Source organism: Tenuifilum sp. 4138str, assembly GCF_041102575.1.
GTDB lineage: Bacteria > Bacteroidota > Bacteroidia > Bacteroidales > Tenuifilaceae > Tenuifilum > Tenuifilum osseticum.
This window is the reverse complement of the sequence record NZ_JBGCUE010000010.1, coordinates 83,782-109,708: the sequence shown is the minus strand read 5'-3', so window position 1 is coordinate 109,708 and position 25,927 is coordinate 83,782. Positions and strand designations below refer to the sequence as shown.

Sequence of the window (25,927 nt, the reverse complement as noted above, 5' to 3'; positions counted from 1 at the left end):
TGGCCGAAGTCTCTTTCTTTTCCTTTACTGCTTTTGTTTTAGCCGCCGGTGCTTTACCCTTAGCCGAGGTTGGCTTAGCATTTGGGGTTGATGCCTTAACTTTCTTATCTTTTTCGTCAGGCTCTACCTTCTTTGTTTTAGCAATGGTTTTGCTCGGTTTAGAGCTAGCCTTTGCAGTTTTTTCTGTAGTTTTTTTAGCAGCAGTTTTGGTTGCAGTTGCCTTTTTGGTGGATCTGGACTTAGCAGTTTCTTTAGCAGATGATTTAACCTTGGTGGTTTTTAGCTTGGATTGTAACTCATTAATTTTTTCCTGATACATCTCAATGAGCTTAACGGCCTGTTCAGGATCCTCAACCTTTTCAACTTCTGCTGGTTCTTCAATTAGTTTACTTTTAAGCCTGATGGTAAAGTCGCTAAGAACATTCATAAAGTTGATGAACGCCTCGTAGGGGGTGTCGTATGGATTAAAGTATTTATGAACGTCGCCATCGCTAAACCATTTGGTACACATGTAGTAGAAGTGGTCGCTGGTTTGCAGGTAAAGCCAGTCGCGCTTGATGTTAGGGTCGTCAATTTTTTCAACCATATCGGCAAGGTTGTAAAGCTCATTAAAGGCGCTATCCTGTAACTCGTTACCAAGCCATGCCGTAAGGTCACGTTCCTCATCGGCCCAAGAAATAGGATGTGGCACGTGAAGTAATGCTACGGGTTGATGTTTTTGGGCAGCCTCCGAGGGGGTAAGAAATTCAAAGTTGGTATTGGCAAAAACCCTACCGGGTAAAGCACGCATAAAGTCGAAAATACCAGTTTCAGCCCACTGGTGCTCACCAAAGGTTTCGTAATCCATGAAAAGGTTTACAATTTCCTCATTTGGGTTGATATTATTCAACCAGTGCACGTACTTTTCGGTTGTAAGTGGCCATTCGCTCCAGTCGCGGTTGGAGAACCTAAAGGCGATATCATCGCTTAGCCTAAAGTTCTTTAGTAGTAATCGAAGTTTTGGGTTGATGGCATTGGAGTAAACAAAGTTTGAGCTCTTCCAACCCAGGATGTGTTTAGCGCCCTCGGTTAGCATGGTGTTGAAACCCAGGTCGGCGACCATTGCACCTATCTCATCGGAATATATGAGCTCTGTATTACGGAAACTTTTGGGCTTATACCCAATAAGATTTTCAACCTTAGCCATTTGCGCCTTTACCTGGCGAGTAAGCTCCTCCCTGCTTTTTAAGGCCGATAGGGAGTGCGAGTATGTTTCAGCCAAAAACTCAACACTACCGGTTTTGGCTAGCTTCTGGAATGTTTCAAGCACATCGGGAGCATACATCTCAAACTGGTCGAGCGCAGTACCAGAAATGGAGTAGGATATTTTAAACCTTGAACCGTATTCTTTTATGAGGTCCAGCATCAGCTTGTTGGTAGGTAGGTAGCATTTCTCGGCAACCTTTCGCATTATCGACCTATTGGCAAACTCGTCAAAGTAATTATGGTTTTTTCCGATATCGAAAAAGCGATACCTACGCAACCTGAAAGGTTGATGAACCTGGAAGTAAAAGCAAATGGTCTTCATAGTATTCCAATTTACCTGTTAGCTAGTTTGTTGTATATTTCAATAATCTTGGTGGCTGCACCATCCCACTTAAGGCTGTTAACCTCCTCCTGTCCGTATTTGATAAAGAAGTTTGAAAGGGCTTGGTAGTGGAGTAGCCCGTAAATACTGTCGGCAAGGGCATCGATATCCCAAAAATCGACCTTAATGGCATACTTAAGCACCTCGGCAACACCCGATTGTTTAGATATAATAACCGGAACGCTTGAACGCATGGCCTCAAGCGGGCTTATCCCAAATGGTTCCGATACCGATGGCATAACATAAACGTCCGATAGCTGGAACATTTGATTTACCTCGTTTCCCTTGAGGAAGCCTGTAAAGTGAAACCTTGGGGCAATGCCAAGTTGCGCAACACGCCTTATCATTCGGTTTAGCATATCGCCGCTGCCAGCCATAACAAACCTAACATTTTGGGTGCGTTTGAGCACCTTGTTGGCCGCCTCCACAAAGTAGTCGGGGCCTTTTTGAAAAGTAACCCTTCCTAGGAATGTAACCACTTTTTCATCAACCCCTCGCTCAAATTCTTGCTCTATATCACCCTTAAAATGAACGGCGTTGTGAACTGTTACCACCTTATGTTCGGGAATACCATAACGGTTTATCACGATGTTACGGGTTAGGTTGCTAACGGTAACAACCATGTCGGCAACTTCCATGCCTCGGCGCTCAATATCGTAAACCGCTTGATTTACATTCTCGCCACTGCGGTCGAATTCGGTTGCGTGAACGTGAACAACCAAGGGTTTTCCCGATACCATTTTGGCTGCAATGCCAGCAGGGTAGGTAAGCCAGTCGTGAGCATGAATTACATCAAACGTTTCCCGCCAAGCCACCGATGCAGCAGTAATTGCATAGCGGGTAACCTCGGTCATTAGGTTAGGGCCGTACTTTCCTGTGAACTTAAATTTTCTTTTAAATGTGTTTATGTTGTATTCAACGCTCTCGTTTTCAGCGTACTCAACAATTTTACTAAATTCCTCAGGATCAACATAGGGAACTATGTTTGAACTGATCTCTAGGTATTTAATATGTTTCCAGAACTCTTCAAGGTTTTTGGATGAGTGCGACACCTCAATATCTTCGGCGCTAACAAGGCGGACCCTACGCTGGTCTTCATCGCCAAAAGCTTTGGGCACAACAAAAATAATTTCAGTGCCCTGTTTAGCCAATGCCCGGGTAAGTCCATAGCAAGCGGTTCCTAAACCTCCAGTAATGTGAGGGGGAAACTCCCAACCGAACATCAGAACTCTCATATTATTTACCCTTTCCTGATTTATGTTTTTCAACCATTTGATATATTCTTGTAAGTTCAGCAACGCTCCATGCCTGCGAAATGCAGCCGTTTGGACGTTGAGGGGGATCGCCATCGTAAACCTCGGAAATGGTGCAAATACCGTGAATATTAATATCTTCCTGGAACGATTCAAGAATATTTTCAGCCACATTAATGGCGTGTTCGGGGTTAAGGCGGAAATGAGCCTCAACATAGGCTCCTAAGAGCCATGGCCATGCCGTACCCTGATGGTAGGCTGAGTCGCGTGTGGGTTGGTCGCCCTCGTATCTCCCCTTATAATGCGGATTGTTTGGCGAGAGTGTTCGTAGTCCCTTGGGTGTATATAGCTCCTTATCGACAATCTTAAGCACACTTGGCATTTTATCTTCATCGAGTGGTGTGTATGGTAGCGAAATGGCAAAGATTTGATTAGGCCTAATATCGGTATTAGGGCCTTCCTCATCAACATAATCGGCCAAGTAGCCCTTCTCGGCTAGCCAGAAAAGATTGTTGAACGATGCTTTTGCCCTTTCGGCAATAGGTAGCCATTCCTTTACAAAACGGTAATCCTTGTTCTTGGTGGCAAGGTCAATGGTAAACATTATGGCGTTGTACCATAAGGCATTGATTTCAACCGGATAGCCAATTCGGGGTGTGACGGGTTTGCCATAAACCACGGCATCCATCCATGTAAGTGCATAACCCCGCTCTCCTGCCCAAATAAGGCCGTTGTCGTGCATCTTAATGTTAAAGGGTAATCCATCCCTGAATCCTTTGAGGATGGTTTTCATCTTCTTGGCATAATCGTGCCATACCTCCTTGTGGTCGTTTGTATATAGGTAGTATTGCTGAATAGCCCAGAAATACCAAAGAGGCGCATCAACCGAGTTAAAGGCCTGCGATGTGGCATTTCCCATGTTGGGGAAGAGTCCATTTTTAAGCTTTGCGCTTAGCGAGTCCAGCAGTGTTTTGCACATTTTAGGATCGTCAATGCCTAATGTTAGTCCCGGCAGCGATATAAATGAATCGCGCCCCCAACTTCCAAACCATGGGTAACCAGCAATTATATCCCAGCTTTTCCCTTTATGAACAATAAACTGTCGGGCAGAGTTTTCTATGCAAGCTTTGTAGCTATCCTTGGCAGGGCGCCGGAGTATTTCCGCATTAAACTTTTTAAGTAAGGTCGAGGGTGTTTGCTCCTCGGTGGCGGCTGAAAAGATTACGCTTTCGCCCTTTTTTATTGGAATCTCGAAGTAGCCTGGAACAAAAAGGTCCTCGTGCCCCTCGTATCCACGTTTCAGCTCCTCCATGTACTCAATGTTGTAGTACCAATCAGGGCAAGCTACAAATTCGTTTTTCTTGTTCAGCTGGAGGTGTAGCGTAGGGAACCCTGTGTATAGCTTATACTTAACCCCATTGGCACATGGTTGAAATTTTGTGTTAGCCCACATATTGGCCTTTGAAACATTATGTACATTGCGGAAGGCAAGAAAAGGTTTAATTCGCAGGTGTGTTGAGCTATGCGCATCGACCAAGGTGTAGCGAATCATGAACTGCTCCTCGTTGTGTACAAACAGCAACTCTTTCTTAAAGATTACGCCACCAACCCGGTAAGTAAGGGTAGGTGTTGGCTCGTAGGTAAAATCGATTATGTATTTATGGCCACGAGGCTCGTAAATGCCGGGGTAACGATGAATACCCAGGTTAAACGTTTGTCCGTGCTGTATTACTGTTTCGTCAACGCACGAAAGCAAAACGTGATTTTCACCATCAAACTCATCAATTGGTAAAATCATCAAGCCATGGTACTTACGTGTATTGCAAAGAATAATTGTTGTGCTGAAATATCCACCTGCACGGTTTGTGCTTAGAATCTCCCGGTTTAGCGAGTACTCCAGGTTAACCAGCTGCTCTTTGTCAAATGAAAGGTATTTCATGGCTCAAAAATTTTTAATTATACTTTAAACTTTCAATACTTTCCTTTAACTATGAGTTGTCATATTAAACATGACATAACATAAGTAAAATGCGGTTGGCAGTTGCTTTTAGTATAGCTATAAGCATATTTACAGCTCCAGCCATCCCATTATTTTTTGTAAAAAATCTCGTTACAAGTTAGCAAAAAAAGATGACTTAAGCCCAATTTTGGTTTAGCTTTTTGTTAATTTTGGAAGTTGATTTTTAAGAGTTGTCAGATATAATTCGTTTGCGATGCCCATAAATTTTTTTTCAAAAAAAATCATCTTTCTTCTTCAGGTTTCGATTTTGGTTTTTATTGCTACGGCATGCTCAAACCATTACGATAGGATTGAAATTACATTTAAAGCCCCCCAATGGACAGAGGGTTGGGTTTACTTTAGAGTGCCAGATTTTGGAAGCAGTTTTGCCGACTCAGTGTTGCTTAACTCTAAAGGTGAAGGGAAAATAACTTTTAACACCAAAGAACCTCAAGTAATAGCAATTACAACGGATAAAAAGGATTACCCGTTGATAGTATCGGCAAAGCCGGGTGAAAAAATAACACTTACCTATAGTAATGGTTGGCAAGCCGATGGTTCGCCCGAAACGATTCAGGTAGTCAATTTTCAGAATAATATTAATAAGGTTTCGCAGACCCTAAAGAATTTTCAGGCAAAAATTGATGCCATTGATAGTACTGAAATCTTGGTAAAAGATTCGCTCGTTAAGGTTTACACTCAGTTAAAGGATTCGTTGAGAAATGGCTTGCAGAGCGATGCATACATGTTTGTGGCATCTAATCCCTTTGAGCTTACATCTGTTTTCATTGTAAATGCAACATTAGATTCTGAGCAACTATTACCCTACACCAGCTATTCCAGGCTATATAGGAAGGTTGATAGCTGCTTAACCTTGCTTTACCCTAAAAAACAAGTAGTTTTCGATTACAAGAAAACCATTGAATACCATAGGCTTAACGATAGTATTTCACAAATTGAAAATTCATTAAGGCCGGGCATGGTTGTACCACCCCTTCAGTTCCAAACATTAGACGGGAAATATATTTCCATTCCGGGAATATGGGCAAAATGGATTCTGCTTTGTTTCTGGGACAAAGAATCAATAGGCAATAGCAAAAACTTAAAAAATCTTTACTCCACCTACAAACCTTTGGGTTTTGAAGTGGTGAGTTTTGGAGTAAAGGTGGATTCATTAATGTTGGACAACCTCGCTAAGTCCGATACCCTGGGTTGGTACCAGGTTTCACTAAACGACACGTACAGCATCAACAAACTTCAACTTTATGGAATAGCACGCTTACCCGGCAGTTTATTTATCGATAAATCGGGGAAAGTGATTGCAAAACATTTAACCGTAAATGCTTTAGGCTTAAAGCTCGATTCCTTGACTAGAGTACTCAAGCCAAAACCTGTGCTAAGGCCAAGAATTGATTCCGTTTTAACAAATACCCCCCAGTAACATGCCCGAAGTGCGCCCCAAAAAGCATTTAGGTCAACATTTTCTGAACGACAAACGTGTTGCCCAACGCATTACCGAAAGCCTGAGAGCCGATGGTTGTGATGCAGTGCTTGAGATTGGCCCGGGAATGGGCGTTCTTACATTCGATCTTTACCAAAGGTTTGGTAGTAGACTTGTAGCAGTTGAGGTTGATAGTGAATCGGTCAGCTACCTTAAAAGGAACCTGCCTGACTTAAAAGTGGTTGAGGCCGATTTTTTGCAGGTAGATGTTAAGGAATTGCTGAAAGGGCAATTTGCTGTAATAGGAAACCTACCCTACAATATCTCATCGCAAATCTTTTTTAGAGTAATTGAGCAGCGCGATTTTGTTCCTGAGGTTGTAGCAATGGTTCAGCGCGAGGTTGCCCAGCGAATTGCCGAAAAGCCTGGTTCCAGAACTTACGGGATACTTAGTGTGCTTCTACAAGCCTTTTACAATATAGAGTATCTGTTCACTGTAAGCGAGGGATGCTTTACCCCACCGCCCAAGGTAAAATCGGCAGTAATCCGTTTAACACGAAATAGTGTAAATGACTTAGGCTGTAGTTACACCCTTTTTGAACGGGTTGTGAAAGCTGCCTTTAACCAACGGCGTAAAACCTTAAGGAACTCCATCCGTTCAGCATTTAACGGCATTGAGATTAGCGATAAATACGGTACTAAGCGAGCCGAGCAGCTTTCAGTTGATAACTTTGTGGAGTTAACCTTAGAGGTGGAACGTTTGCTTGGCTAAGCCTTTGTATTTATTGCCTCAACAGGACTTAGACGTGATGCCACCCATGCGGGCACAAATCCCGATACTATTCCAATAACCGCCGATATGAGTAAGCCCCGGATTATGTTTGACAGGGTAAGCGACACGTTAAAATCCAACCCATGGGTTACTGCAAGTGTTCCAATAAAAATAAGCAGTAAGCCAATAACTCCACCAGCCACAGCCAATAGAACCGCCTCGTAGAGGAACTGGATTAGTATGAAGTATCGTTTTGCCCCTAGTGCTTTTTGAACACCAATTTGGCTTGTGCGCTCCTTAACCGAGACAAACATGATATTGGCTATTCCAAATCCTCCAACAATTATGGAGAAAAATGCAATGAATCCTCCGGCAAAGTTGATTGATGCAAAAATGGAGTCGAGGCTATCCTTCAACAGGTCAATTTGGTTAAGCGCAAAGTCATCCTCATCCAGGGGTTTAAGCCGGTGGTGGGCGCGGAGTATGCCACGTAACTCATCAATTAAATCCTCCACGCTAGTATCATCTTTTGCTTTAACCATTATCCACGGGCCGGAATTCCTTAGGTCGACCATGGTTCGAGCAAGGTTAAGCGGAATAATTACCATGTTATCGAGGCTGTTTTCCCCAATGGCCGATTTCCCTTCCTTGGCAAATACTCCTATTACTGTAACTTTTTGCCCGCCAATTTTGATGGTTTTATCCAATGGATTTGCACCTTGAAAAAGGTCTTTGGCAATATCGCTGCCAATTACAGCATATGGTCTTCCTGAGTTAATCTCAAACTGGTTAAAGAATCGGCCTTCGCTTAAGTCGAAAGTTCGAATTTTATCAAAATCGGTGCTAATGCCGTAAATGGTAGCATCGGGGATATTGTTGCCATTATACTTTAGCTGCTTATTGTATGCTACATTAAAGCATGCAGCATCGGTTAGTAAGCTTTTCCTGCGTATCTCCTCAAGGTCACTTAGGGTTGGTTCTGGTCTATTGAGGTATTTCCACCATGGGTATTCCTCATTGCCTCCCCAAGGCCACTTTTGAACGTATACAACCTTTTTCCCAAGCGCCTGTAGGCTGTCGCGCACATTCTTCTCTAAGCTGTCAATCATGGTAAAAACCGATATAATGGCAAAAATGCCAATAGTGATGCCAAACAGCGACAGAAAGGTTCTAAGCTTATTTGCTTTTACTGATTGGTATGCAAACTGCATGCTTTCGCGTGCAAGCTTGAGTAGAATGATAAATGGTCGTAATGCTTTCATTAATGCAGGTAATTTTAGTCAAAAATGGAAACCGATAGTTTGTGCTCATTCAACAAATATACCTATTCGTTAACTTTTCAGCTAACATAAACTGTTAAATATTCCTATCTTTTTTGAGCATTTATTGTTTACAAGGTTTAATGGGTTTGCCTTGATATATTACTTTAAGTAGCTTTTATTTGGTTAATATTTTCAGGTTTGTTGAAAAAAAGTAGTTGCTAAGTATTGGTTTTTCAAAGGATTTAACCAATTTTATGGCTAGTTACTGAATATTTATTTTATTCGTAAGCAACTGACAAACAACAAGATGAATAGTTATAAAGTTGTTAAAACTGCCTTAATATCGGTTTACCACAAGGATAACCTCGATAAAATTGTAAAGTATTTAGGGAAAAAAAATGTTACCATATACTCAACTGGTGGAACAATGGATTTCATCAAGGGGTTGGGTGTTCCGGTTTTAGCGGTAGAGGAGCTCACAGGCTATCCTTCAATTCTTGGAGGCAGGGTGAAAACATTACACCCAAAAGTTTTTGGAGGGATTCTTGCCAGACGCGATAACGAGAACGATCTTTTTCAGCTCCAGGAGTATAGCATTCCTGAGATTGATTTGGTTATTGTAGACCTTTACCCTTTTGAAAAGACTGTTGAATCCGGCGCATCCGAACCTGAGGTAATTGAGAAGATTGATATTGGCGGAATTTCACTCATCAGGGCAGCTGCCAAGAATTTCAGGGATGTTTTAATAGTATCGAATCGGGAGCAATATGAAAGGGTTTACGAAATGCTCACGGGGCAAGATTGTGCCACATCGCTGGAGCAACGTAGGGTATTTGCAGCCGAGGCATTTGCCACATCTTCGCATTACGATACGGCCATTTACGGCTATTTTAGCCCTGAGTTTCCTCAGAGCTTCTTCCGTAAAAGCTTAAAGGGTGTTAGGGGATTGAGGTATGGTGAGAATCCCCATCAGAAAGGGGTTTATTACGGCAATTTCGATGAAATGTTCGAACAGCATTGCGGTAAAGAAATCTCCTACAATAACCTATTGGATATCGATGCGGCGGTTAACCTTATCAGGGAGTTTGAAGAGCCAACCATTGCCATTTTGAAGCATAATAACGCCTGTGGCGTTGCTTCGCGCCCCAGTATCCTTCAGGCTTGGGCCGATGCACTTGCTGGTGATCCTGTTTCGGCCTTTGGTGGCATTATCATATCCAACCGGTCAATTGATGAGACTACTGCTAAGGAGATTAATAAAATCTTCTTTGAAGTTCTCATTGCTACCAACTTTGATAATGCTGCTCTAGAAGTGCTACAAGCCAAGAAGAACAGGATAATTCTGAGGATGAAGGATTTTAAACTGCCGCAACAGGTTTACCGAACTGCCTTAAATGGAGTTTTAATGCAGGAGCGCGATTCGGTTACCGAATCCGATTCGATGCTGCAGCTGGTTACCCAAAAATCGGCCAAGCCAAACGAGGTTAGCGATTTGCTTTTTGCCAATAAAATTGTAAAGCATACCAAATCGAACGCCATAGTTTTGGTTAAAAACCTTCAGCTTGTAGGGAGTGGCGTGGGGCAAACATCAAGGGTTGATGCTGTAAAACAGGCTATTGCAAAAGCACATAGTTTTGGATTTGACCTGAATGGGGCTGTAATGGCCTCCGATGCCTTTTTCCCATTCCCGGATAGCGTTCAGCTTGCCTACGAGGCAGGGGTGAGGGCTGTTATTCAACCTGGTGGGTCAATCAAGGATCAGGAGAGCATCAATTTCTGCAATGCCAATGGCATTGCCATGATTTTTACTGGAATTCGACACTTTAAACATTAGAAAATAAATATTAATTCGATATGGGACTTTTTTCGTTTTTAACTCAGGAGTTGGCAATCGATTTAGGAACGGCTAACACTATCATTCTTTTTAACGATAAAATAGTTGTCGATCAGCCTTCCATAGTGGCAATTGATCACTCCACCGGGAAAATGATAGCCATAGGAGAACAGGCCCGGGCTATGCATGGTAAAACCCACGAGAACATCAGAACCATTCGCCCGCTCAGGGATGGAGTAATTGCCGATTTTAATGCGGCTGAACAAATGATTCGTGGTATGATTAGCATGATTAATACCAAAAACCCAATTTTTACCCCATCGCTCCGCATGGTTATAGGAATTCCGAGTGGCAGTACTGAAGTTGAAATTCGTGCTGTACGCGACTCCGCCGAACATGCTGGTGGTCGTGATGTTTACCTGATTTACGAACCCATGGCAGCCGCCCTTGGTATCGGGCTCGATGTTATGGCTCCTGAGGGTAGCATGGTGGTGGACATAGGTGGTGGTACCACCGAAATTGCGGTTATTGCCTTGGGGGGTATTGTATGCAACAAGTCGGTTCGTATTGCGGGCGATGGCTTTACAGCCGACATTCAGGCATACATGCGTCAGCAGCACAATGTTAAAATTGGTGAGCGTACCGCTGAGGATATCAAGATAAATGTGGGTTCAGCTCTTCCTGACCTGGACAACCCTCCGGCTGACTTTATTGTTCGTGGGCCAAACCTAATGACAGCATTACCCATTGAGGTACCTGTTTCTTATCAGGAAATAGCTTACTGTTTGGATAAATCGCTTTCAAAAATTGAATCGGCTATTTTTAACGTGCTAGAACAAACCCCACCTGAACTTTATGCCGATATTGTTCAAAAGGGTATATACTTGGCTGGTGGTGGAGCATTACTACGTGGCCTCGATAAGCGTTTAACCGAGAAAGTGAACATTCCTTTCCACGTTGCTGAGGATCCTTTACATGCGGTTGCAAGGGGTACCAGTATAGCATTGAAAAATTTGTCGTTCCCATTCCTGATGAGGTAACCCAAGCGATGCTTTTGCGATGAATAACCTGTACGAGATTTTAAAGCGCCTTTACATTCATCTGATATTCCTAATTCTATTAGGGATATCGCTTTCGCTATACTTTAACACCACATACTACCAGAAATCGCAGGTTGGAGCAGTAACAAAATCAATTTCCGGATTCTGGCATAAGCAAGCATCACAGGTAACAGGCCTTTTCCAATTGCAGCGTTCAAACGTATTACTGCTACTGGAAAACGTCAAGCTCCGAAACGAAATAGAGGGGTACAGGCTTAAGCTGCAAATGCTTCAGGATTCATTCATGAGAATTGAGGACACTTCCGGTTTATTCCGGTATATTCCAGCCAGGGTTATTGATAACTCAATTAACAGCCGCCATAACTACATCATCCTCGATGCGGCGGGATCTAATGATGGTGCTTACAAGGAGATGGGCGTTATATGTAAGAACGGCGTTGTTGGCATTGTATCGGCTACCACTAAACATTTTGCCTCAGTCATTTCACTGTTAAATACCGATGTAAGGGTTTCGGCTATGCATAAGAAGTCGGGCGCGTTTGGAGCGGTTTCGTGGGATGGCATGAATTACAGGCGTGTTGTACTTGATGAAATTCCCCTTCATGTAAATGTGGCAGTTGGCGATACCATTGTAACCAGTGGCTTTTCAACCATCTTCCCTAGGGATATCCCAATAGGTCGTGTAGTTGATTTTTACAATAAGGATGGCAGTTTCCTACAAATTACGGTTGAACTCTTCGCCGATTTTAAAACCCTCGACTATGTGTACTTAGTCGATTCAAAGGTGAAAAGCGAGGTTGATCGTTTGCAAACAATGGAGTGATGTACAGCGATATTCTAAAATATTTAGGTTTAACGGTAATACTGCTTTTACTGCAGTTTCTGGTGCTTAATAACATCAATTTCATGGGTTATGTAAACCCGTATATCTACATACTTATTATATTATTGCTTCCCTACCGAATTACCCGCTGGATGTTGCTTATTATTGGTTTTGCACTAGGATTTGCTGTCGATTATTTTTCCAATACACTTGGACTCCATACCACCGCCTCGCTGGTTATTGCCTATTTCCGTCCGGTAATCCTAAACCGGTGGAGTTTTAAATCGGTTCAGGATATCAGGGGGGTCCCCGATGTTACGAACACCTCACTGGAGTGGTTTGTTGTATATGCCCTAATTGCTGTGCTAGTTCATCACTTTACTCTATTCGTTCTGGAAGTATTTACGTTTAAACACTTCTGGTTAACGCTGGTTCGAATTATACTCAGTACTGCTGTTTCAACGTTTTTTATAGTGATCATTGAGCTTTTACGGGCTCCCAATAAAATGTCAAGGTAGTGGTGTTACGAGCTGAAAGTAGCAGACGAGTTGTAGTGTCGGTAATCATAATGCTTGTTTTTGCTGCCATAATTGGCAAGTTATTTTATATTCAGGTAATTGATAGTTCCTACAAGTTCTCGGCAGCAAATAACGTGCTCCGCTACATCACACAGTATCCTGCCCGAGGACTAGTTCTCGATCGGCATGGAGTGCCCATGGTATCCAATAAGCCGGTTTTTGATATTTTAATGGTAAAGAGGCAGGTAAAACCATTTGATACCCTTGAGTTTGCCACCATGCTTGGGCTTACGGTTGAACAGGTTCGCGATGCATTTATTCAGGCAACAAAACAAAAAGGCTATTCCCCCCGTAAAGCCGTGGTTTTGCTTAAGCAAATATCTGCAGAGAATTTTGCCCGTTTCCAGGAGGTGATGTATAAGTATCAGGGTTTTGAAATTCAACCCCGTACGGTGCGTTCATATAATCCACCCATTGCGGCGCATCTGCTAGGGTATGTAGGTGAGGTTGATGATCGCGATATTAAGAATAACCCATACTACCAACAGGGCGATTACATTGGTATAAGTGGTATTGAGCGCTCCTATGAACATATTCTACGTGGGAAAAAGGGTGTAAAAATCTTCATGGTCGATGTTCATAACCGTATCAAGGGTTCATACGAGCAGGGGAAATTTGATACGTTAGCAATACCCGGTAAGAACATTACCAGTACTATTGATGCAAGGCTTCAGGAGTATGGCGAACGCTTAATGCAAAATAAAATAGGCAGCATTGTTGCCATTGAACCCAAAACCGGCGAGGTGCTGGCTATGATATCGAGCCCAACATACGATCCCAACCTGTTGGTTGGAAGGCAAAGGACTGCTAACTTCAAGGTTCTCCAACAGGATTCGTTAAAGCCAATATTCAACCGTTCAATCATGGCGCTATACCCGCCCGGTTCAACTTTCAAGGTGGTAAATGCGTTAATCGGATTACAGGAAGGGGTTGTTACGCCTGAAACCCGATATAGCTGCTATGGAGGATACACCGTGGGACGTGGTGTTGGTTGCCATAACCATCCATCGCCTACCAACCTGATACAATCCATACAGGTTTCGTGTAATACCTATTACTGCCATGTTTTCCGAAACATTATCGACAAAAGGGAATTTGGTTCGGTTGAAAATGGATTCTCGGTATGGAAAAGGCATGTGGAATCGTTTGGTTACGGCAACAAGCTGAATATCGATTTACCGCATGAGCTAAAGGGTATTGTACCTTCGGTTTCATTTTACGATAAGTACTTTAGAAAGGGAGGCTGGAATTCGCTTACCATCATTTCGCTTGCAATTGGGCAGGGTGAACTTTCCGTTACACCCTTACAAATGGCAAACCTTGTGGCAACAATTGCCAACAAGGGATACTACATTGCACCCCATGTGGTAAAGTCAATAGAGGGCGATACCTTAAACTCCCTGTATCGGGAAAAGCATATCACCTCAATTGAGCCAAAGTACTTTGATTACATTATTGAGGGAATGGATTTGGCAGTAAACGGAGCGCCGGGTAGCGGAAGCACTGCGCGAATAGCTGCTTTGCCCGATATTCGTATTTGCGGTAAAACCGGAACAGCCCAAAACCCACATGGTAAGGATCACTCCGTATTCTTTGCCTTTGCCCCTAAGGACGATCCCAAAATTGCAATTTCGGTTTATATTGAGAATGCTGGCTTTGGTGCCACATGGGCTGCACCTATTGCAAGTTTGATGATTGAGAAGTACCTAAAGGATTCTATCTCCCGTCCTGATCTGGAACGATATATACTTGACGCAAACCTATTAGATAGACGTGCAAAGGCGAAATAACATACTACGAAACCTCGATTGGGTTGCAACCATCCTGTACGTTGTTCTGGTGCTGATGGGTTGGTTAAATATTTATGCCGCTGTTTATAGCGATGAGCACAGAAATATTCTTGATTTCAGTCAGCGCTACGGTAAACAGCTGGTTTGGATATTCTTTGCATTCATTATGGCTATTGTTATTCTTTTCTCCAACGATAGAATATACCCGGCATTTGCTTATATCTTTTATGGGATTATTCTTTTAACATTGATTTCAACGTTGCTTTTTGGCCGTGTGGTTAATGCCTCAAAATCGTGGATACCCATAGGTTCATTCGGTTTACAACCGGCTGAGTTTGCTAAGATTGCCACTGCCCTTGCTCTTGCAAAGCTCATGAGTAGCTATGGTTTTAAGCTTTCAGGGTTTTGGTCGTACGTTAAGGTGGCAGTTATTATAGGGTTGCCTGTTGGCATTATACTTTTGCAGAACGACACTGGCTCGGCCTTGGTTTTTGGCGCTTTGATTTTGGTTTTATACCGTGAGGGTTTGCCTGCATGGATATTATCGTACCTGGTTTTTCTGGTAATTGTTTTCATTTTAACGCTCGTTTATAGCACCCCTGTTTTAATTACTTTCATTTTTGTTGTGGCAGTAACACTTTTTGTAGTATTTACTCGCCAGCACCGCGATGCGTTCAGAATATCCATTGGCGCAGCAGGAATAGGTCTGTTGCTCTACATTTCATCGGAGCTATTCCATTTAAGGCTATCTAATGCATTGATCTTTCTTATCCCAGTACTAATTAGTGCTGTTTTAGGCTTTTTTTATGCCTACAAGAACAGGTTAAGGCAGGTTTATGCTATTTCATTCTTTCTTATTGCAACCATAGGTTTTTCAATGTCGGCCGATTACGTTTTTGAGCGTGTGCTAGATGTTCATCACCAAAAGCGTATTAACGATTTACTTGGTATTGAAGATGATCCGTTAGGGTGGGGTTACAATGTTAACCAATCAAAGATTGCCATTGGCTCTGGCGGTTTCTGGGGTAAAGGTTACCTTTCGGGCACTCAAACCAAATTCAACTTTGTGCCCGAGCAAAGCACCGATTTTATTTTTTGCACAGTGGGTGAGGAGTGGGGCTTTTTGGGTTCTACTGTTGTGGTTTTGCTTATAGCGCTTTTCCTGTTAAGGTTACTAAAAATTGCCGAGCGTCAAACCGAACATTTTGCCCGTATATACGGATATGGAGTAGTTTCCATCCTGTTTTTCCACGCTGCGGTTAATATTGGCATGACCATTGGGCTGGTTCCTGTTATTGGGATTCCCCTGCCGTTCTTTAGCTATGGGGGCTCGTCGCTATGGGCGTTTACAATCCTGGTATTTATTCTCCTTCGGTTCGATGCTTCACGCTATGGGGCATACTAATAGGAATACCGTACTCTTTTTCTGCAACCTGTATTAATGCGTAAAGCAATTCCTGAAGCCCAGCACTGAACGCAATATAGTTTTCCTTCACTATTTGCAGAGCAAGGCTTGGGTTCCCTTTCATTGTGGTGTAGTTACCCATTATCTCAAGGGCTCTGGTTACACCCTCATCGGTGCTGTAGGAGTAGAGTCTGTTACTTTGAATCATAAATGGTAAGAATCCCCTTACTGCTGGGGGTAGCATGTGGTAGCGCTGAAGCATCTGAAAGTAGAAAGTTCTTGTAAAGCCTTTAAGAGGCCTGTTTGAGTATGTGCTCCATTCTTTTGCCAGGATGTAATCGAACATCACATCTGTAGCAACACCCGACCATCGCCCATAGCTGGGGCGCAATTTCTCCCTACAGCTTTTCCATGCCTCGTGCCTATCAGTAACCTGATCGATTTTGCGGTGAAGCTTTATGCCAGTTTGAATACCCTGCGGGTAGGCAAGGATTTGTTTCCCTTTTACATGATCGCCTATAAAATTGCCCAACCGAATATCGATGTTGCTCCCCGAAAGGTATAAATGAGCCAAAAAATTCATTAAGTAGCTTGTTATAAGAAAGATGTAGTAGCCAAAACCTCATCGGCTTTGGGTGGTTGGTAGCGCATAAGCTTTAGCTCCTTGCCATCCCAAACACTGTAGGTGTTGCTTACTAACCAATCACCTAGCACTACAAGGTTCGATTTTTCTGAAAGCGGATATATTATGGGTGAATGCCAGTGCCCGTAAATAAAAAAATCAATATGATCGTCCTGGAGTTTATGCCTTGAGAACTTGGTTATTTGCTCATCCTCGCCCCTGAAAACATGGGTTATTTCCTTGGAGTATCTACTGCTTACACTCCACTGGTTACCAAACCATAACGAGAAGTTAGGGTGGAGTTTGGCAAACATCCATTGTAGGGTAGGGCTGGTAAAGATTCGTTTAAGCAGTTTGTAGCCGGGATCGCCAGGGCCAAGGCCATCGCCATGGGCAAGCAGGAACTTTGCACCATAAAGTTCCCGAACAATTGGTTCGCGGTGAATTTGAACCCCTAGTTCCTTTTCAAAATAGTCGAACATCCATACATCGTGGTTGCCAGTAAAAAAGTGAACGGGAATGCCGCTATCGGTAAGCTGGGCAATTTTTCCCAGGAACCGCGTATATCCTTTGGGAACAACCCGCCTATACTCAAACCAAAAGTCAAAAATGTCGCCTAAAAGGTATACTTCCTCAGCATCGTGGCTAATGGTATCGAGCCAGGTATTGAAAAGCTTTTCACGGGGTAGGCTCTGCTCAAGGTTGGGCAAGCCCAAATGCAGATCCGATGCAAAGTATATCTTTTTACCCTGGCTCATAATGTTTTTTACTTGTTCAGGTAGCTATCCAAGGCCTTTTGCAGGTTTGCGCCGTATAGATTTTTGCCAATGATATTGAAATCTTTACCAATAAGGTAATTGGCAGGTAGTTGTTTTACGTTGTAGAATAATGCTGCATTTGAAGCCGATGGATCATCCTCCCTTACACTGATCCATGGTAATCCGGCGTTCTCAATGTAGTTAATCCAACCCTCACGGGTAGCATCGAACGATATCTGGTAAACCTCAAACCCTCTGCTTTTATACTTCTTATAAATTTCCAATAGTTCACGATTATCCAGCAAGCTTGCTGTGTTCTCGCTGGTAAAAAAGTCGAGAAGTATAACCTTGCCTTTAAGTGATGATAGTTTAATATTACGCCCATTCCTATCAGGAATGCTTAGGTCAGGAATAGGCATCTCTGCATTCTGGATTAGCTGCTGCATTTTAGCATTGGCAATGCGATTTTCAATATTCTTGATATCCTCAAGCATCCCTTTGGTGTAACTCGATTCCGGGTAAAGTGCTTTCCATGCGGTGGCAACCATTTTTATTAGCAGTAAATCGTCGGAGCTGTCAAATATGTAAAGGTTCTCGTTATATTTTTGGTATAAAGCCATTATGCTGGCTTTGTTCATGGGGTTCTCCCAAACAAATTTGGTGAGTTCGTCCTTTACCCGCTTGCGTTCCTGCTCAAATTGGTTGTTTATTAATTCACGTTCCGAGTTACTCTCGGCGTTCAGGTATCGTTTTGATAGCTCGTCAACTGTGGTTTTTGACTTGGCAAATGTTCTTGTAACCCAACGAACCTTTTCAGAACCCTCTGAACCCGAAACCTGATAGTCGATGGCATTGTTAAGGTCTAATATCACGTTGATTTTTTCACCTTTTGAAGCTAATAGGGTAATGGCAATCCCTTTGCTAGTGCTAAGGGAGTAAAACTCCGGTTCTTCGCCCTGTTTTACCTTAAACTTTTTTACACTTTCGCCAGCCGAAATCCTAACCGAGTCAAGCTTTATGGTTTTATTGAAATCAATTTTACTTAAGAAAAGTGTAGTTTTTTCAGGACTCTTTACTTTTACGCTAATAACAACCGCATCTTTGCTGCTGCATCCCGCCAAAAACACTATTAAAACTATTGAAACAAAATACCTAAAACGCATGCTGTTTAAATTTTGGTTACATGCAAATTTAGCCAAACTTTACAATTTTGGCTTACCCTATGTCTATCTAATGCTTTTTTAATTGCATTTTTGTAGATATTTTGCTTAAACTCTTGGTTTATGAGAGCAAAACCCGATGGTTCATATATAAGCTATTTCAGTAACCTGGTAAAAGTAAATGGAGGTATCAACCTTGCACAGGGCATTCCAGGCTTTCAGCCTCCCACTGAACTCGTTAATATTTTAAAAGATATTGCTAATTCGCAGCATCACCAGTATGCGCCTGGAATTGGTAATCTACAGCTTAGAGCGCTAATTGAGAATCGCTATGGAGTTGAACCCGATGAGCTTCTGGTAGTTCAGGGTGCAACCGAAGGCCTTTCGTTGGTTTACACCTATCTTTTTCGAATGCTTGGAGAAAATCTGGTAACCCTTTCCTTTGACCCCGCTTACGAAAGCTACAGTCGGCTGCCTCAAATCTTCAACCAAAAATTTGTTCCCTTTCCTTTGATTAATGAAGAGTTTGTTGACTTCGACGAACTTAAAAGATGCATTGAGGGAAATAAAGTAAAGTTGATATTCATTAGTTCACCCGGTAATCCCTACGGCAAAGTTTGGACAAAAGCAGAAACCTGTAAACTTCTCGAACTTGCTAACGAGCTAAATTTTTTTGTTGTTTTCGATTCGGTTTATGAGGAGCTATACTTTTCACAAAAACCCTATATTCCTTTGGATAATATCTCCGAAAGATTATTCATTGTTAGCAGTTTTTCAAAATCGTTGTGTATTACCGGATGGCGTGTGGGTTATGTAATCCATCATCCCAGTCACACCAAGGCCATTAGGGCCATTCACGACTATATCGGGCTGTGTGCACCAAGCGTTATGCAACAAGCGCTTGCGGTTTACCTTGCACAGTTCCAAAACGGTAAAGCTTTTATGGATGTGCTAAGGCAAAGGGTTAAGAGTTCCTTCGACAGCTTAAGTGGCATGCTTCACCGTTTAAACTTTACGGTTCCCAGAATTGATGGCGGTTGTTTTATCTGGGCTAAGTTGCCTCAACCCTTTACCGATGGCTTTGAGTTTGCTTCTGACCTTTACGATGCTACTGGCGTGGCTGTTATTCCGGGCGAGCATTTTAGCAGCACAAAGGTAAACTGGTTGCGCTTTAATGTGGCTCGACCTTTAGAGGAGATAGATTTAGCCAGTAACAGAATTGCTGATTTTATGAGCAAGCAATGATTATAATCTCAACCATACTGATTGCTATTTACACTATAGCCATTCTATGGTTGTTAAAAGGCTTGTTGACCAATAACTGGTTGGAATCCAATGGAGCCCCCGGTCAAACTGTTAATGGCATTTCGGTGATAGTGGCATTCAGGAATGAGCGCGAAAATCTACCTAAACTTATTGCTTCGCTTGAGGCTCAGGATTTACCGCATGAGTTTTGGGAAGTTATTTTAGTTGATGATGGCTCAACCGATAGCGGTTTTGACCTAGTAATGTCATGCAAAAGCCAATTACCTTTAAAACCTTTGGTTTTACCTAATGGGCAGGCGGGTAAAAAACAGGCATTACTTTATGGACTATCAGCAGCCAGTTTTGATACTGTTGTATTCACCGATGCGGATTGCACCCACACCCCTCAGTGGCTAAGCTCTATTCGTGAATGCATGGAAAATACTGATTTTTTACAGGGTGAGGTAAAACCCCAGTTTGAAAAGGGCAGTATTGTTTCCATGTTCGAGGCACTCGATTACCTATCGCTTATGGCCGTTTCAGCGGCAAGTTTTGCTGTTGGCAAACCGGTTATAGCCTCATCGGCTAATTTGGCTTTCAGGCGAAGCAAGGTTAATATAGATGGAAAGGTATTGCGCACCGATATAGCCTCAGGCGACGATATGTTTCTGCTGCATCATGCCAAAACCATCACTGGTTTACGGTTTAAGTTCATAGCATCGCCTAGGGTTGCTGCCTACACAAGTTTTAGTGGCGGGGTAAAGGGTTTTGTTTTGCGCCGAAGCCGTTGGGCATCAAAGGCAACTGCATATACCGATTCCCTAACGCTTCTATTATCGCTCCAGGTTTTTACCCTAAATTTTTGGATTGTTCTTTTGGCAGTACTGTCAGTTTTGGGTGTAATTGCTTTTAACCTTCCAATTTCACTCCTTGCTGCCAAAGCAATAGTAGATTTACCTTTCTTGGCATATTACCTTTTTAAAACCAAACAGCAAAACCTATTGGCGGTTTTTATACCTTTACAAATCCTTTATCCCTTTTATATAACATTTGCAGCCATTCTAGGATTAATTAAAGGAACAACTTGGAAAGGAAGAATAAACAGCTAGCGGAGTTAGCCCGAAGCGGTTCCCCAATGCGAATAGCCATACGTAGGTTACTTGCCGACCGTATGGCCGTAGCATCGCTATTGCTTATAGTTTTTATTGCCTTTATAGCGTTTCTTGGATACCTAATCACACCCGATAGTTCGCCATATGCAAATGGTCAGCATTTACAGCTGGCAACGCTTAAGCCTGGTAGTAAAGTCAAATTCCTGCGTGTTGCTATGCAGCACGAGGTTAAAAGGCGGAACATTCTGGGCCGAATGTTTTATGGACAGGAGCAAGATTACAACGAAATACCTGTTGATTCAATCTACTTTGATGGTATTAAGGTATATGTCCGTGAGTACAACCCAATTCCCGAAGGCGATGCCATTGTTACTGAATTAACACTCCCCGAAATCCTCTTCAGGTTGAACCCCCAAAAAAAATACTTACTTGAGAACGATACAATCACAGCATTTCTGTTCAATGGGCAGCAAGCAATTTTGGCTGTAGCTGAAGCACAGCAAAGGGTTTTAAATCAAAACCTTGTAACGCGCCGATTCCTTCTTGGAACCGATCGTTTTGGGCGCGACCTTTTAAGTCGCTTGGTTATTGGTGCACGCATTTCGCTTTCAGTAGGTTTTATTGCCGTGGGCATTGCTCTAATAATTGGTATTGTTCTGGGTGCCATTGCCGGTTTTGCCCGTGGATTTATTGACGATGCCATTATGTGGCTGGTGAACGTGGTTTGGTCAGTTCCTACTCTGTTAATGGTAATTGCCCTAACCATGGTGATAGGTAAGGGTTTCTGGCAAATATTTGTTGCTGTTGGTTTAACCATGTGGGTTGATATGGCACGTGTTGTACGCGGTCAAGTGCTTAGCGTTAGGGAAAAGGAGTATGTTGAAGCTGCTAAGGTTTTGGGTTACGGCCCGTGGCGTATCATTTTCAGGCACGTTCTACCTAATATTATGGCACCGGTTATCATAGTTTCGGCAAGCAACTTTTCAACAGCCATACTGCTTGAAGCAGGATTAAGTTTCTTGGGGATTGGCGTGCAGCCCCCGGCTCCCTCGTGGGGAACCATGATTCGCGACCATTACGGCTACATCATTATGGATAAGGCCTACCTTGCCCTGATACCTGGCTTTGCCATGATGCTTTTGGTGCTGGCCTTTAACCTGCTGGGTAACAGTCTCCGCGATGCCTTAGACCCCCGGGAAATAGAAAAGGCCTAGTTGGCTAGGCCTTAAAAAGTTTACTTAAAGTAATATCTCTATTCCACCCATCGTTTCACATCGTCCATGGTGGGGTTGGGGAGTCCAAGTTTATTCTTTTTGTTGTATCCGCAAAGGTCGTTAAAAAGTTTACCTGCTGCCACTCCGTTCAGTGAGGCCACGGTGTTAAAACCCATTTTTTGGAGTACTGGAACCCAATCGGCAGGAATGCCTTTTTGGGCGTAAGCTTCTGCAGTATCCTTCTGCGGTTTCTTTTCGGGGCGCATTTGCGGGAAGAATAGCACATCTTGTATGGATTGTTGGTTGGTCATGAACATGGTAAGACGGTCGATTCCAATACCCATGCCCGAGCAGGTTGGCATACCATACTCCAATGCACGCACAAAATCCATATCGATATACATAGCCTCATCGTCGCCGCGTTCGCTTAGGCGGAGTTGCTCCTGGAAACGCTCCAGCTGATCGATGGGATCGTTGAGCTCGCTGTAGGCATTGCAAAGTTCCTTGCCGGCGACAAAAAGTTCAAAGCGCTCGGTTAGCTCGGGGTTGTTGCGGTGGCGCTTGCACAGCGGCGACATCTCAATGGGGTAATCCATTATAAAGGTTGGCTGAACAAGATGCTCCTCGCACTTTTCGCCAAAAATGGCATCAATCAGTTTTCCCTTCCCCATGGTATCGTCAATCTCAATCTCCATCTGCTTGCAAATGGCACGGAGTTCATCTTCGGACTTGCCAGTAATATCAACGCCAGCATACTGCTTAATGGCATCGGACATGGTCATACGGCGGAATGGGCGCTTAAAGTCAATCTCCTTATCGCCAAAGGTTACCTTGGTCGTGCCATGAATGGCAACGGCTACAAGCTCAAGCATCTCCTCGGTGAATTCCATCATCCAAAAGTAGTCCTTGTAGGCTACGTAAATTTCCATAACGGTAAACTCAGGGTTATGGGTCCTGTCCATTCCCTCGTTTCGGAAATCTTTTGCAAACTCATATACTCCATTAAAGCCGCCTACAATCAATCTTTTAAGATAAAGTTCATTGGCTATGCGGAGGTATAAGGGGATATCAAGTGCATTGTGATGCGTAACAAACGGACGGGCTGCTGCACCACCCGGTATGGGTTGAAGAATGGGTGTTTCTACCTCAAGGTATCCCTTGGAATTAAAAAACTCGCGCATGGTGTTTATTATGGTAGCCCGCTTGCGGAAAACATCGCGCACACCCGGATTGACAATTAGGTCGACGTAGCGTTGGCGGTACCGGAGTTCGGGGTCGGTAACGGCGTCAAACACCTTGCCGTCCTTTTCTTTAACTATTGGGAGCGGCCGTATTGATTTGGCGAGCAGTGTAAGCTCCAGGGCATGTACCGATTCCTCACCCATGTTGGTTCGGAATACAAATCCCTTAACGCCTACAATATCACCTATATCGAGTAGCTTTTTGAAAACAGTGTTGTACATGGTTTTATCCTCGCCGGGGCAAATATCGTCGCGTTTCACGTAAACCTGTATTTTACCCCTCTCGTCCTGTAATTCAAAAAAGGATGCGCTTCCCATGATACGGCGAGCCATAATTCTACCCGCAATATAAACCTCTGCCCGGTTTTGGCTCATGTTCTCAAAATCCGATAGGATATCGGCAGTGGAATGGGTTACGGGATACATGGCGGCAGGGTAGGGTTCAATCCCTAGACTTCGTAATTCATCAAGCGCTTGTCGGCGAAATATTTCCTGTTCGCTAAGTTCTTCGTATAAAGCCATTGTTTTATCTGATTTTTTGCAACTTGCAAAAATACAAGAATTTTGCTAATCGACACTTTAACTCTTTGAATTATCAAAAACATGTTTTCAGGTAAATTAACAAAACTATTCTCCTTTATTTAGTTTTTTGTTTTACTTTTGCCATCAGAAAACTAAAATAGTTTAAATAGTTTTATGGCGGTTAAGGAGCAGATAGTAGAAGGGGCACTGGAACTATTCAAGCGAATGGGAATTCGTGGGGTTACCATGGACATGCTGGCAGAGCACCTAGGAATTTCCAAGCGAACCATCTATGAAAATTTCCAGAACAAGGATGAAATAGTTGAGGCCTGTGTTTTACTCGAGAATGAAAGTATGCAGGCCATGGTCCAAAGCATTTTGAACAAAAGTGAGCATTACATTGAGACCTATATCATGTTCATGTGGTCGCATATCAATAAGTTACGCAATGTTAGCCCACTTTTCATGTACGATTTAAAAAAAAATTACCCCAAAACCATTTGTAAGCAAGCAGGAGAGTTTGACCATTACTTGAAGGAGAGAATGGTTGAGTTTATTGAAAAGGGTAAGGCCGATAATCTTTTTAGAGCTGAAGTAAATCCACAAATCGTGGCCAGCGTGGTTTTTGAATTTACAAAACTCCTTCGTAGCGGATTTGAACCGGGCTCCAACTCCTTAAACGATTTTCCTTTGGCCGAAGTTTTTGAACACATGGCCGTAAATTTTATTCGCGGGCTTGCCACTTCAAAAGGAATTGAACTGGTTGATTATTACTACGAAAAACACAAACAAATTCGATAATAAACTTTAAACATTAACAGTATGCGTAAGCTAATAACAATTTTTTCTTTTGCAGGCTTTGTCCTTTCAACAAGCCTAGCCCTTGGGCAGCAAAAGCCCGACACATTGCATTTAACTGTTAAGCAGGCGGTTGACCTTGCTATTCAGCAAAACCTAATGCATAAGGTAACTGAACTTGAACTGCAAAAGAAACAGGAAAAGGTAAAAGAGTATATGGCTGCTCTTTATCCAAACATTAAGGCATCGGCTAGTTACACGCGAAATCTCAAACTCCCTGTAATATTTATGCCTGAAGGTTCGCCCTTTGGGTCCACCTTAACCATTGGCTCCGATAATAGTTATTCTGCTTCAATTAGCGCAAATAGTTATTCTGCTTCAATTAGCGCATCGATGCCATTGTTTGTTTACAATGTATTTGAGTCGATTCGGTTAGGACAAAAGGATGTTGAAATAAGTCAGGAAAAGTTGCGCGAGAGCAAAATTAACCTGGCCGCTAACATCAAAACAACGTATTACAATGTTCTGTTGCTTCGCCGAACACGCGATGTGATTAACCAAAGTTACCAGAATGCCGTTGCAAACTTTAATAATATCCAAAAGCTTAATGCCAATGGCATGGTTTCCGACTACGACTTTATCCGCATTAAGGTTCAGGTTGATAATATTTATCCCAATCTGGTTCAAACCGAGAATGCCTACACCAACTTACTTAATATATTCAAGGTGTTACTCAATATCGACATAAATACCCCAGTTGAACTCGACGAAAAGGAACTTACCAACTACAATTTCAGTGAGATGGCACTTGCCGATTCCAGCTGGTTGAGCAGTAACTCAACCCTAAGGCAACTTACCCTTACCCGACAAATGCTATCCATTCAGGAGAAAATGGTAAAGGGTGCAAATTACCCAAGCCTGGTGGCAATTGGTAATTACCAGTATCAAACCCAGGCAAACGATTACAAATTCAGCAACTACAATTGGGTGCCAACATCGATGGTTGGTTTGCAACTCAATGTGCCAATTTTTAGTGGTTTTTCGGTTCGTAAACAGCTCAGTCAAGTACGCATAAGCCAGCATCAAGTTGATATGCAAGCGCAGTTTACGCAAAACAACCTGACGGTTCAGGTTCAAAATGCTGTGAATGCTGTGAATGCTGCAGTAAAAAAGGTGAACTCGGCAAAAGGTAATGTTGACCTGGCGGAAAAAGGATATACTATTGCTCAAACCCGCTACAATACCGGACAAGCAACGCTTTTGGAGTTGAACGATGCCGAAAATGCAATGCTTCAGGCCAAGTTAAATCTTATTCAGGCACAGCTGGAGTATCTCACTGCTAAAACCGATTACGAAAAAATTTTAGGTGAGCCATTTGAAAAGTAAAACAAAACATTTAAACATATATTA

20 protein-coding genes and 1 pseudogene are annotated in these 25,927 nt (G+C 42.9%); 13 read left to right on the top strand and 8 right to left on the bottom strand.

The window, feature by feature from the left end:
* Nucleotides 1-364: 364 nt before the first annotated feature.
* From AB6811_RS10365 to AB6811_RS10355, 3 genes and pseudogenes are all read right to left on the bottom strand, one after another.
* Nucleotides 365-1,567 (bottom strand): annotated as a pseudogene (locus AB6811_RS10365) (glycoside hydrolase family 57 protein); the annotation flags it as partial.
* Between the two features lie 11 nt (nucleotides 1,568-1,578).
* Nucleotides 1,579-2,862, bottom strand: coding sequence for a glycosyltransferase family 4 protein (locus AB6811_RS10360; protein ID WP_369490389.1), 1,284 nt, complete (start codon nucleotides 2,860-2,862; stop codon nucleotides 1,579-1,581).
* Between the two features lies 1 nt (nucleotide 2,863).
* Nucleotides 2,864-4,819: an amylo-alpha-1,6-glucosidase gene (locus AB6811_RS10355; protein ID WP_369490388.1), complete on the bottom strand. Its 1,956-nt coding sequence runs from the start codon at nucleotides 4,817-4,819 to the stop codon at nucleotides 2,864-2,866.
* A gap of 274 nt (nucleotides 4,820-5,093) precedes the next feature.
* On the opposite strand from AB6811_RS10355, the gene AB6811_RS10350 reads away from it, so the two are divergent.
* Nucleotides 5,094-6,320 carry a thioredoxin domain-containing protein gene (locus tag AB6811_RS10350; protein WP_369490387.1) on the top strand — a complete coding sequence of 409 codons (1,227 nt, stop codon included), beginning with the start codon at nucleotides 5,094-5,096 and terminating at the stop codon, nucleotides 6,318-6,320.
* Nucleotide 6,321: 1 nt separating this feature from the next.
* Complete coding sequence (rsmA, locus tag AB6811_RS10345) at nucleotides 6,322-7,092, top strand: 16S rRNA (adenine(1518)-N(6)/adenine(1519)-N(6))-dimethyltransferase RsmA (protein ID WP_369490386.1); 771 nt, start codon at nucleotides 6,322-6,324, stop codon at nucleotides 7,090-7,092.
* On the opposite strand, the gene AB6811_RS10340 is transcribed toward rsmA, so the two are convergent.
* Nucleotides 7,089-8,354: an ABC transporter permease gene (locus AB6811_RS10340; protein WP_369490385.1), complete on the bottom strand. Its 1,266-nt coding sequence runs from the start codon at nucleotides 8,352-8,354 to the stop codon at nucleotides 7,089-7,091. The two genes, rsmA and AB6811_RS10340, sit on opposite strands and share 4 nt — an antisense overlap.
* A 307-nt stretch (nucleotides 8,355-8,661) precedes the next feature.
* Between AB6811_RS10340 and purH the strand changes: the two genes are divergently transcribed.
* From purH to rodA, 6 genes are read left to right on the top strand one after another with little or no spacing between them, the layout of a single operon-like run.
* Entirely contained in the window at nucleotides 8,662-10,188 is a 1,527-nt protein-coding gene (purH, locus tag AB6811_RS10335) for a bifunctional phosphoribosylaminoimidazolecarboxamide formyltransferase/IMP cyclohydrolase (RefSeq protein WP_369490384.1), read from the top strand.
* A gap of 20 nt (nucleotides 10,189-10,208) precedes the next feature.
* On the top strand, nucleotides 10,209-11,228 hold the full coding sequence (locus tag AB6811_RS10330; RefSeq protein ID WP_369490383.1) for a rod shape-determining protein: 1,020 nt from the start codon (nucleotides 10,209-10,211) through the stop codon (nucleotides 11,226-11,228).
* Nucleotides 11,229-11,247: 19 nt separating this feature from the next.
* Nucleotides 11,248-12,072 (top strand): rod shape-determining protein MreC, encoded by an 825-nt coding sequence (mreC, locus tag AB6811_RS10325; RefSeq protein ID WP_369490382.1) that lies wholly within the window; start codon nucleotides 11,248-11,250, stop codon nucleotides 12,070-12,072.
* A complete protein-coding gene (locus AB6811_RS10320; RefSeq protein WP_369490381.1) occupies nucleotides 12,072-12,590 on the top strand; it encodes a hypothetical protein in 519 nt (172 codons plus the stop codon). The genes mreC and AB6811_RS10320 overlap by 1 nt, the downstream gene beginning before the upstream one ends.
* Nucleotides 12,590-14,440 (top strand): penicillin-binding protein 2, encoded by a 1,851-nt coding sequence (mrdA, locus tag AB6811_RS10315; RefSeq protein ID WP_369490380.1) that lies wholly within the window; start codon nucleotides 12,590-12,592, stop codon nucleotides 14,438-14,440. Before AB6811_RS10320 ends, mrdA begins: the two co-directional genes overlap by 1 nt.
* Nucleotides 14,424-15,845, top strand: a complete 1,422-nt coding sequence (gene rodA / locus AB6811_RS10310; RefSeq protein WP_369490379.1) for a rod shape-determining protein RodA — start codon at nucleotides 14,424-14,426, stop codon at nucleotides 15,843-15,845. The genes mrdA and rodA overlap by 17 nt, the downstream gene beginning before the upstream one ends.
* Here the strand turns inward: rodA and AB6811_RS10305 are convergent.
* Genes AB6811_RS10305 through AB6811_RS10295 form a run of 3 tightly spaced genes read right to left on the bottom strand, consistent with a single transcriptional unit; the run spans nucleotide 15,802 to nucleotide 18,388 of the window.
* Nucleotides 15,802-16,428 carry an acyl carrier protein phosphodiesterase gene (locus tag AB6811_RS10305; RefSeq protein WP_369490378.1) on the bottom strand — a complete coding sequence of 209 codons (627 nt, stop codon included), beginning with the start codon at nucleotides 16,426-16,428 and terminating at the stop codon, nucleotides 15,802-15,804. The two genes, rodA and AB6811_RS10305, sit on opposite strands and share 44 nt — an antisense overlap.
* Before the next feature lie 11 nt (nucleotides 16,429-16,439).
* Nucleotides 16,440-17,225 carry a UDP-2,3-diacylglucosamine diphosphatase gene (locus tag AB6811_RS10300; protein WP_369490377.1) on the bottom strand — a complete coding sequence of 262 codons (786 nt, stop codon included), beginning with the start codon at nucleotides 17,223-17,225 and terminating at the stop codon, nucleotides 16,440-16,442.
* Nucleotides 17,226-17,233: 8 nt separating this feature from the next.
* Nucleotides 17,234-18,388 (bottom strand): peroxiredoxin family protein, encoded by a 1,155-nt coding sequence (locus tag AB6811_RS10295; RefSeq protein ID WP_369490376.1) that lies wholly within the window; start codon nucleotides 18,386-18,388, stop codon nucleotides 17,234-17,236.
* A gap of 120 nt (nucleotides 18,389-18,508) precedes the next feature.
* Between AB6811_RS10295 and AB6811_RS10290 the strand changes: the two genes are divergently transcribed.
* Genes AB6811_RS10290 through AB6811_RS10280 form a run of 3 tightly spaced genes read left to right on the top strand, consistent with a single transcriptional unit; the run spans nucleotide 18,509 to nucleotide 21,956 of the window.
* Complete coding sequence (locus AB6811_RS10290) at nucleotides 18,509-19,630, top strand: pyridoxal phosphate-dependent aminotransferase (RefSeq protein WP_369490375.1); 1,122 nt, start codon at nucleotides 18,509-18,511, stop codon at nucleotides 19,628-19,630.
* Nucleotides 19,627-20,739 carry a glycosyltransferase gene (locus tag AB6811_RS10285; RefSeq protein WP_369490374.1) on the top strand — a complete coding sequence of 371 codons (1,113 nt, stop codon included), beginning with the start codon at nucleotides 19,627-19,629 and terminating at the stop codon, nucleotides 20,737-20,739. Before AB6811_RS10290 ends, AB6811_RS10285 begins: the two co-directional genes overlap by 4 nt.
* Entirely contained in the window at nucleotides 20,715-21,956 is a 1,242-nt protein-coding gene (locus AB6811_RS10280) for an ABC transporter permease (RefSeq protein WP_369490373.1), read from the top strand. Before AB6811_RS10285 ends, AB6811_RS10280 begins: the two co-directional genes overlap by 25 nt.
* Before the next feature lie 38 nt (nucleotides 21,957-21,994).
* Here the strand turns inward: AB6811_RS10280 and lysS are convergent, their stop codons facing one another.
* Nucleotides 21,995-23,719 (bottom strand): lysine--tRNA ligase, encoded by a 1,725-nt coding sequence (lysS, locus tag AB6811_RS10275; protein ID WP_369490372.1) that lies wholly within the window; start codon nucleotides 23,717-23,719, stop codon nucleotides 21,995-21,997.
* Nucleotides 23,720-23,893: 174 nt separating this feature from the next.
* Here lysS and AB6811_RS10270 point away from each other — a divergent pair, with 174 nt between their 5' ends.
* Nucleotides 23,894-24,520: a TetR/AcrR family transcriptional regulator gene (locus tag AB6811_RS10270; protein ID WP_369490371.1), complete on the top strand. Its 627-nt coding sequence runs from the start codon at nucleotides 23,894-23,896 to the stop codon at nucleotides 24,518-24,520.
* Nucleotides 24,521-24,541: 21 nt separating this feature from the next.
* Nucleotides 24,542-25,903, top strand: a complete 1,362-nt coding sequence (locus AB6811_RS10265; RefSeq protein WP_369490370.1) for a TolC family protein — start codon at nucleotides 24,542-24,544, stop codon at nucleotides 25,901-25,903.
* The last annotated feature ends 24 nt before the right edge of the window (nucleotides 25,904-25,927 follow it).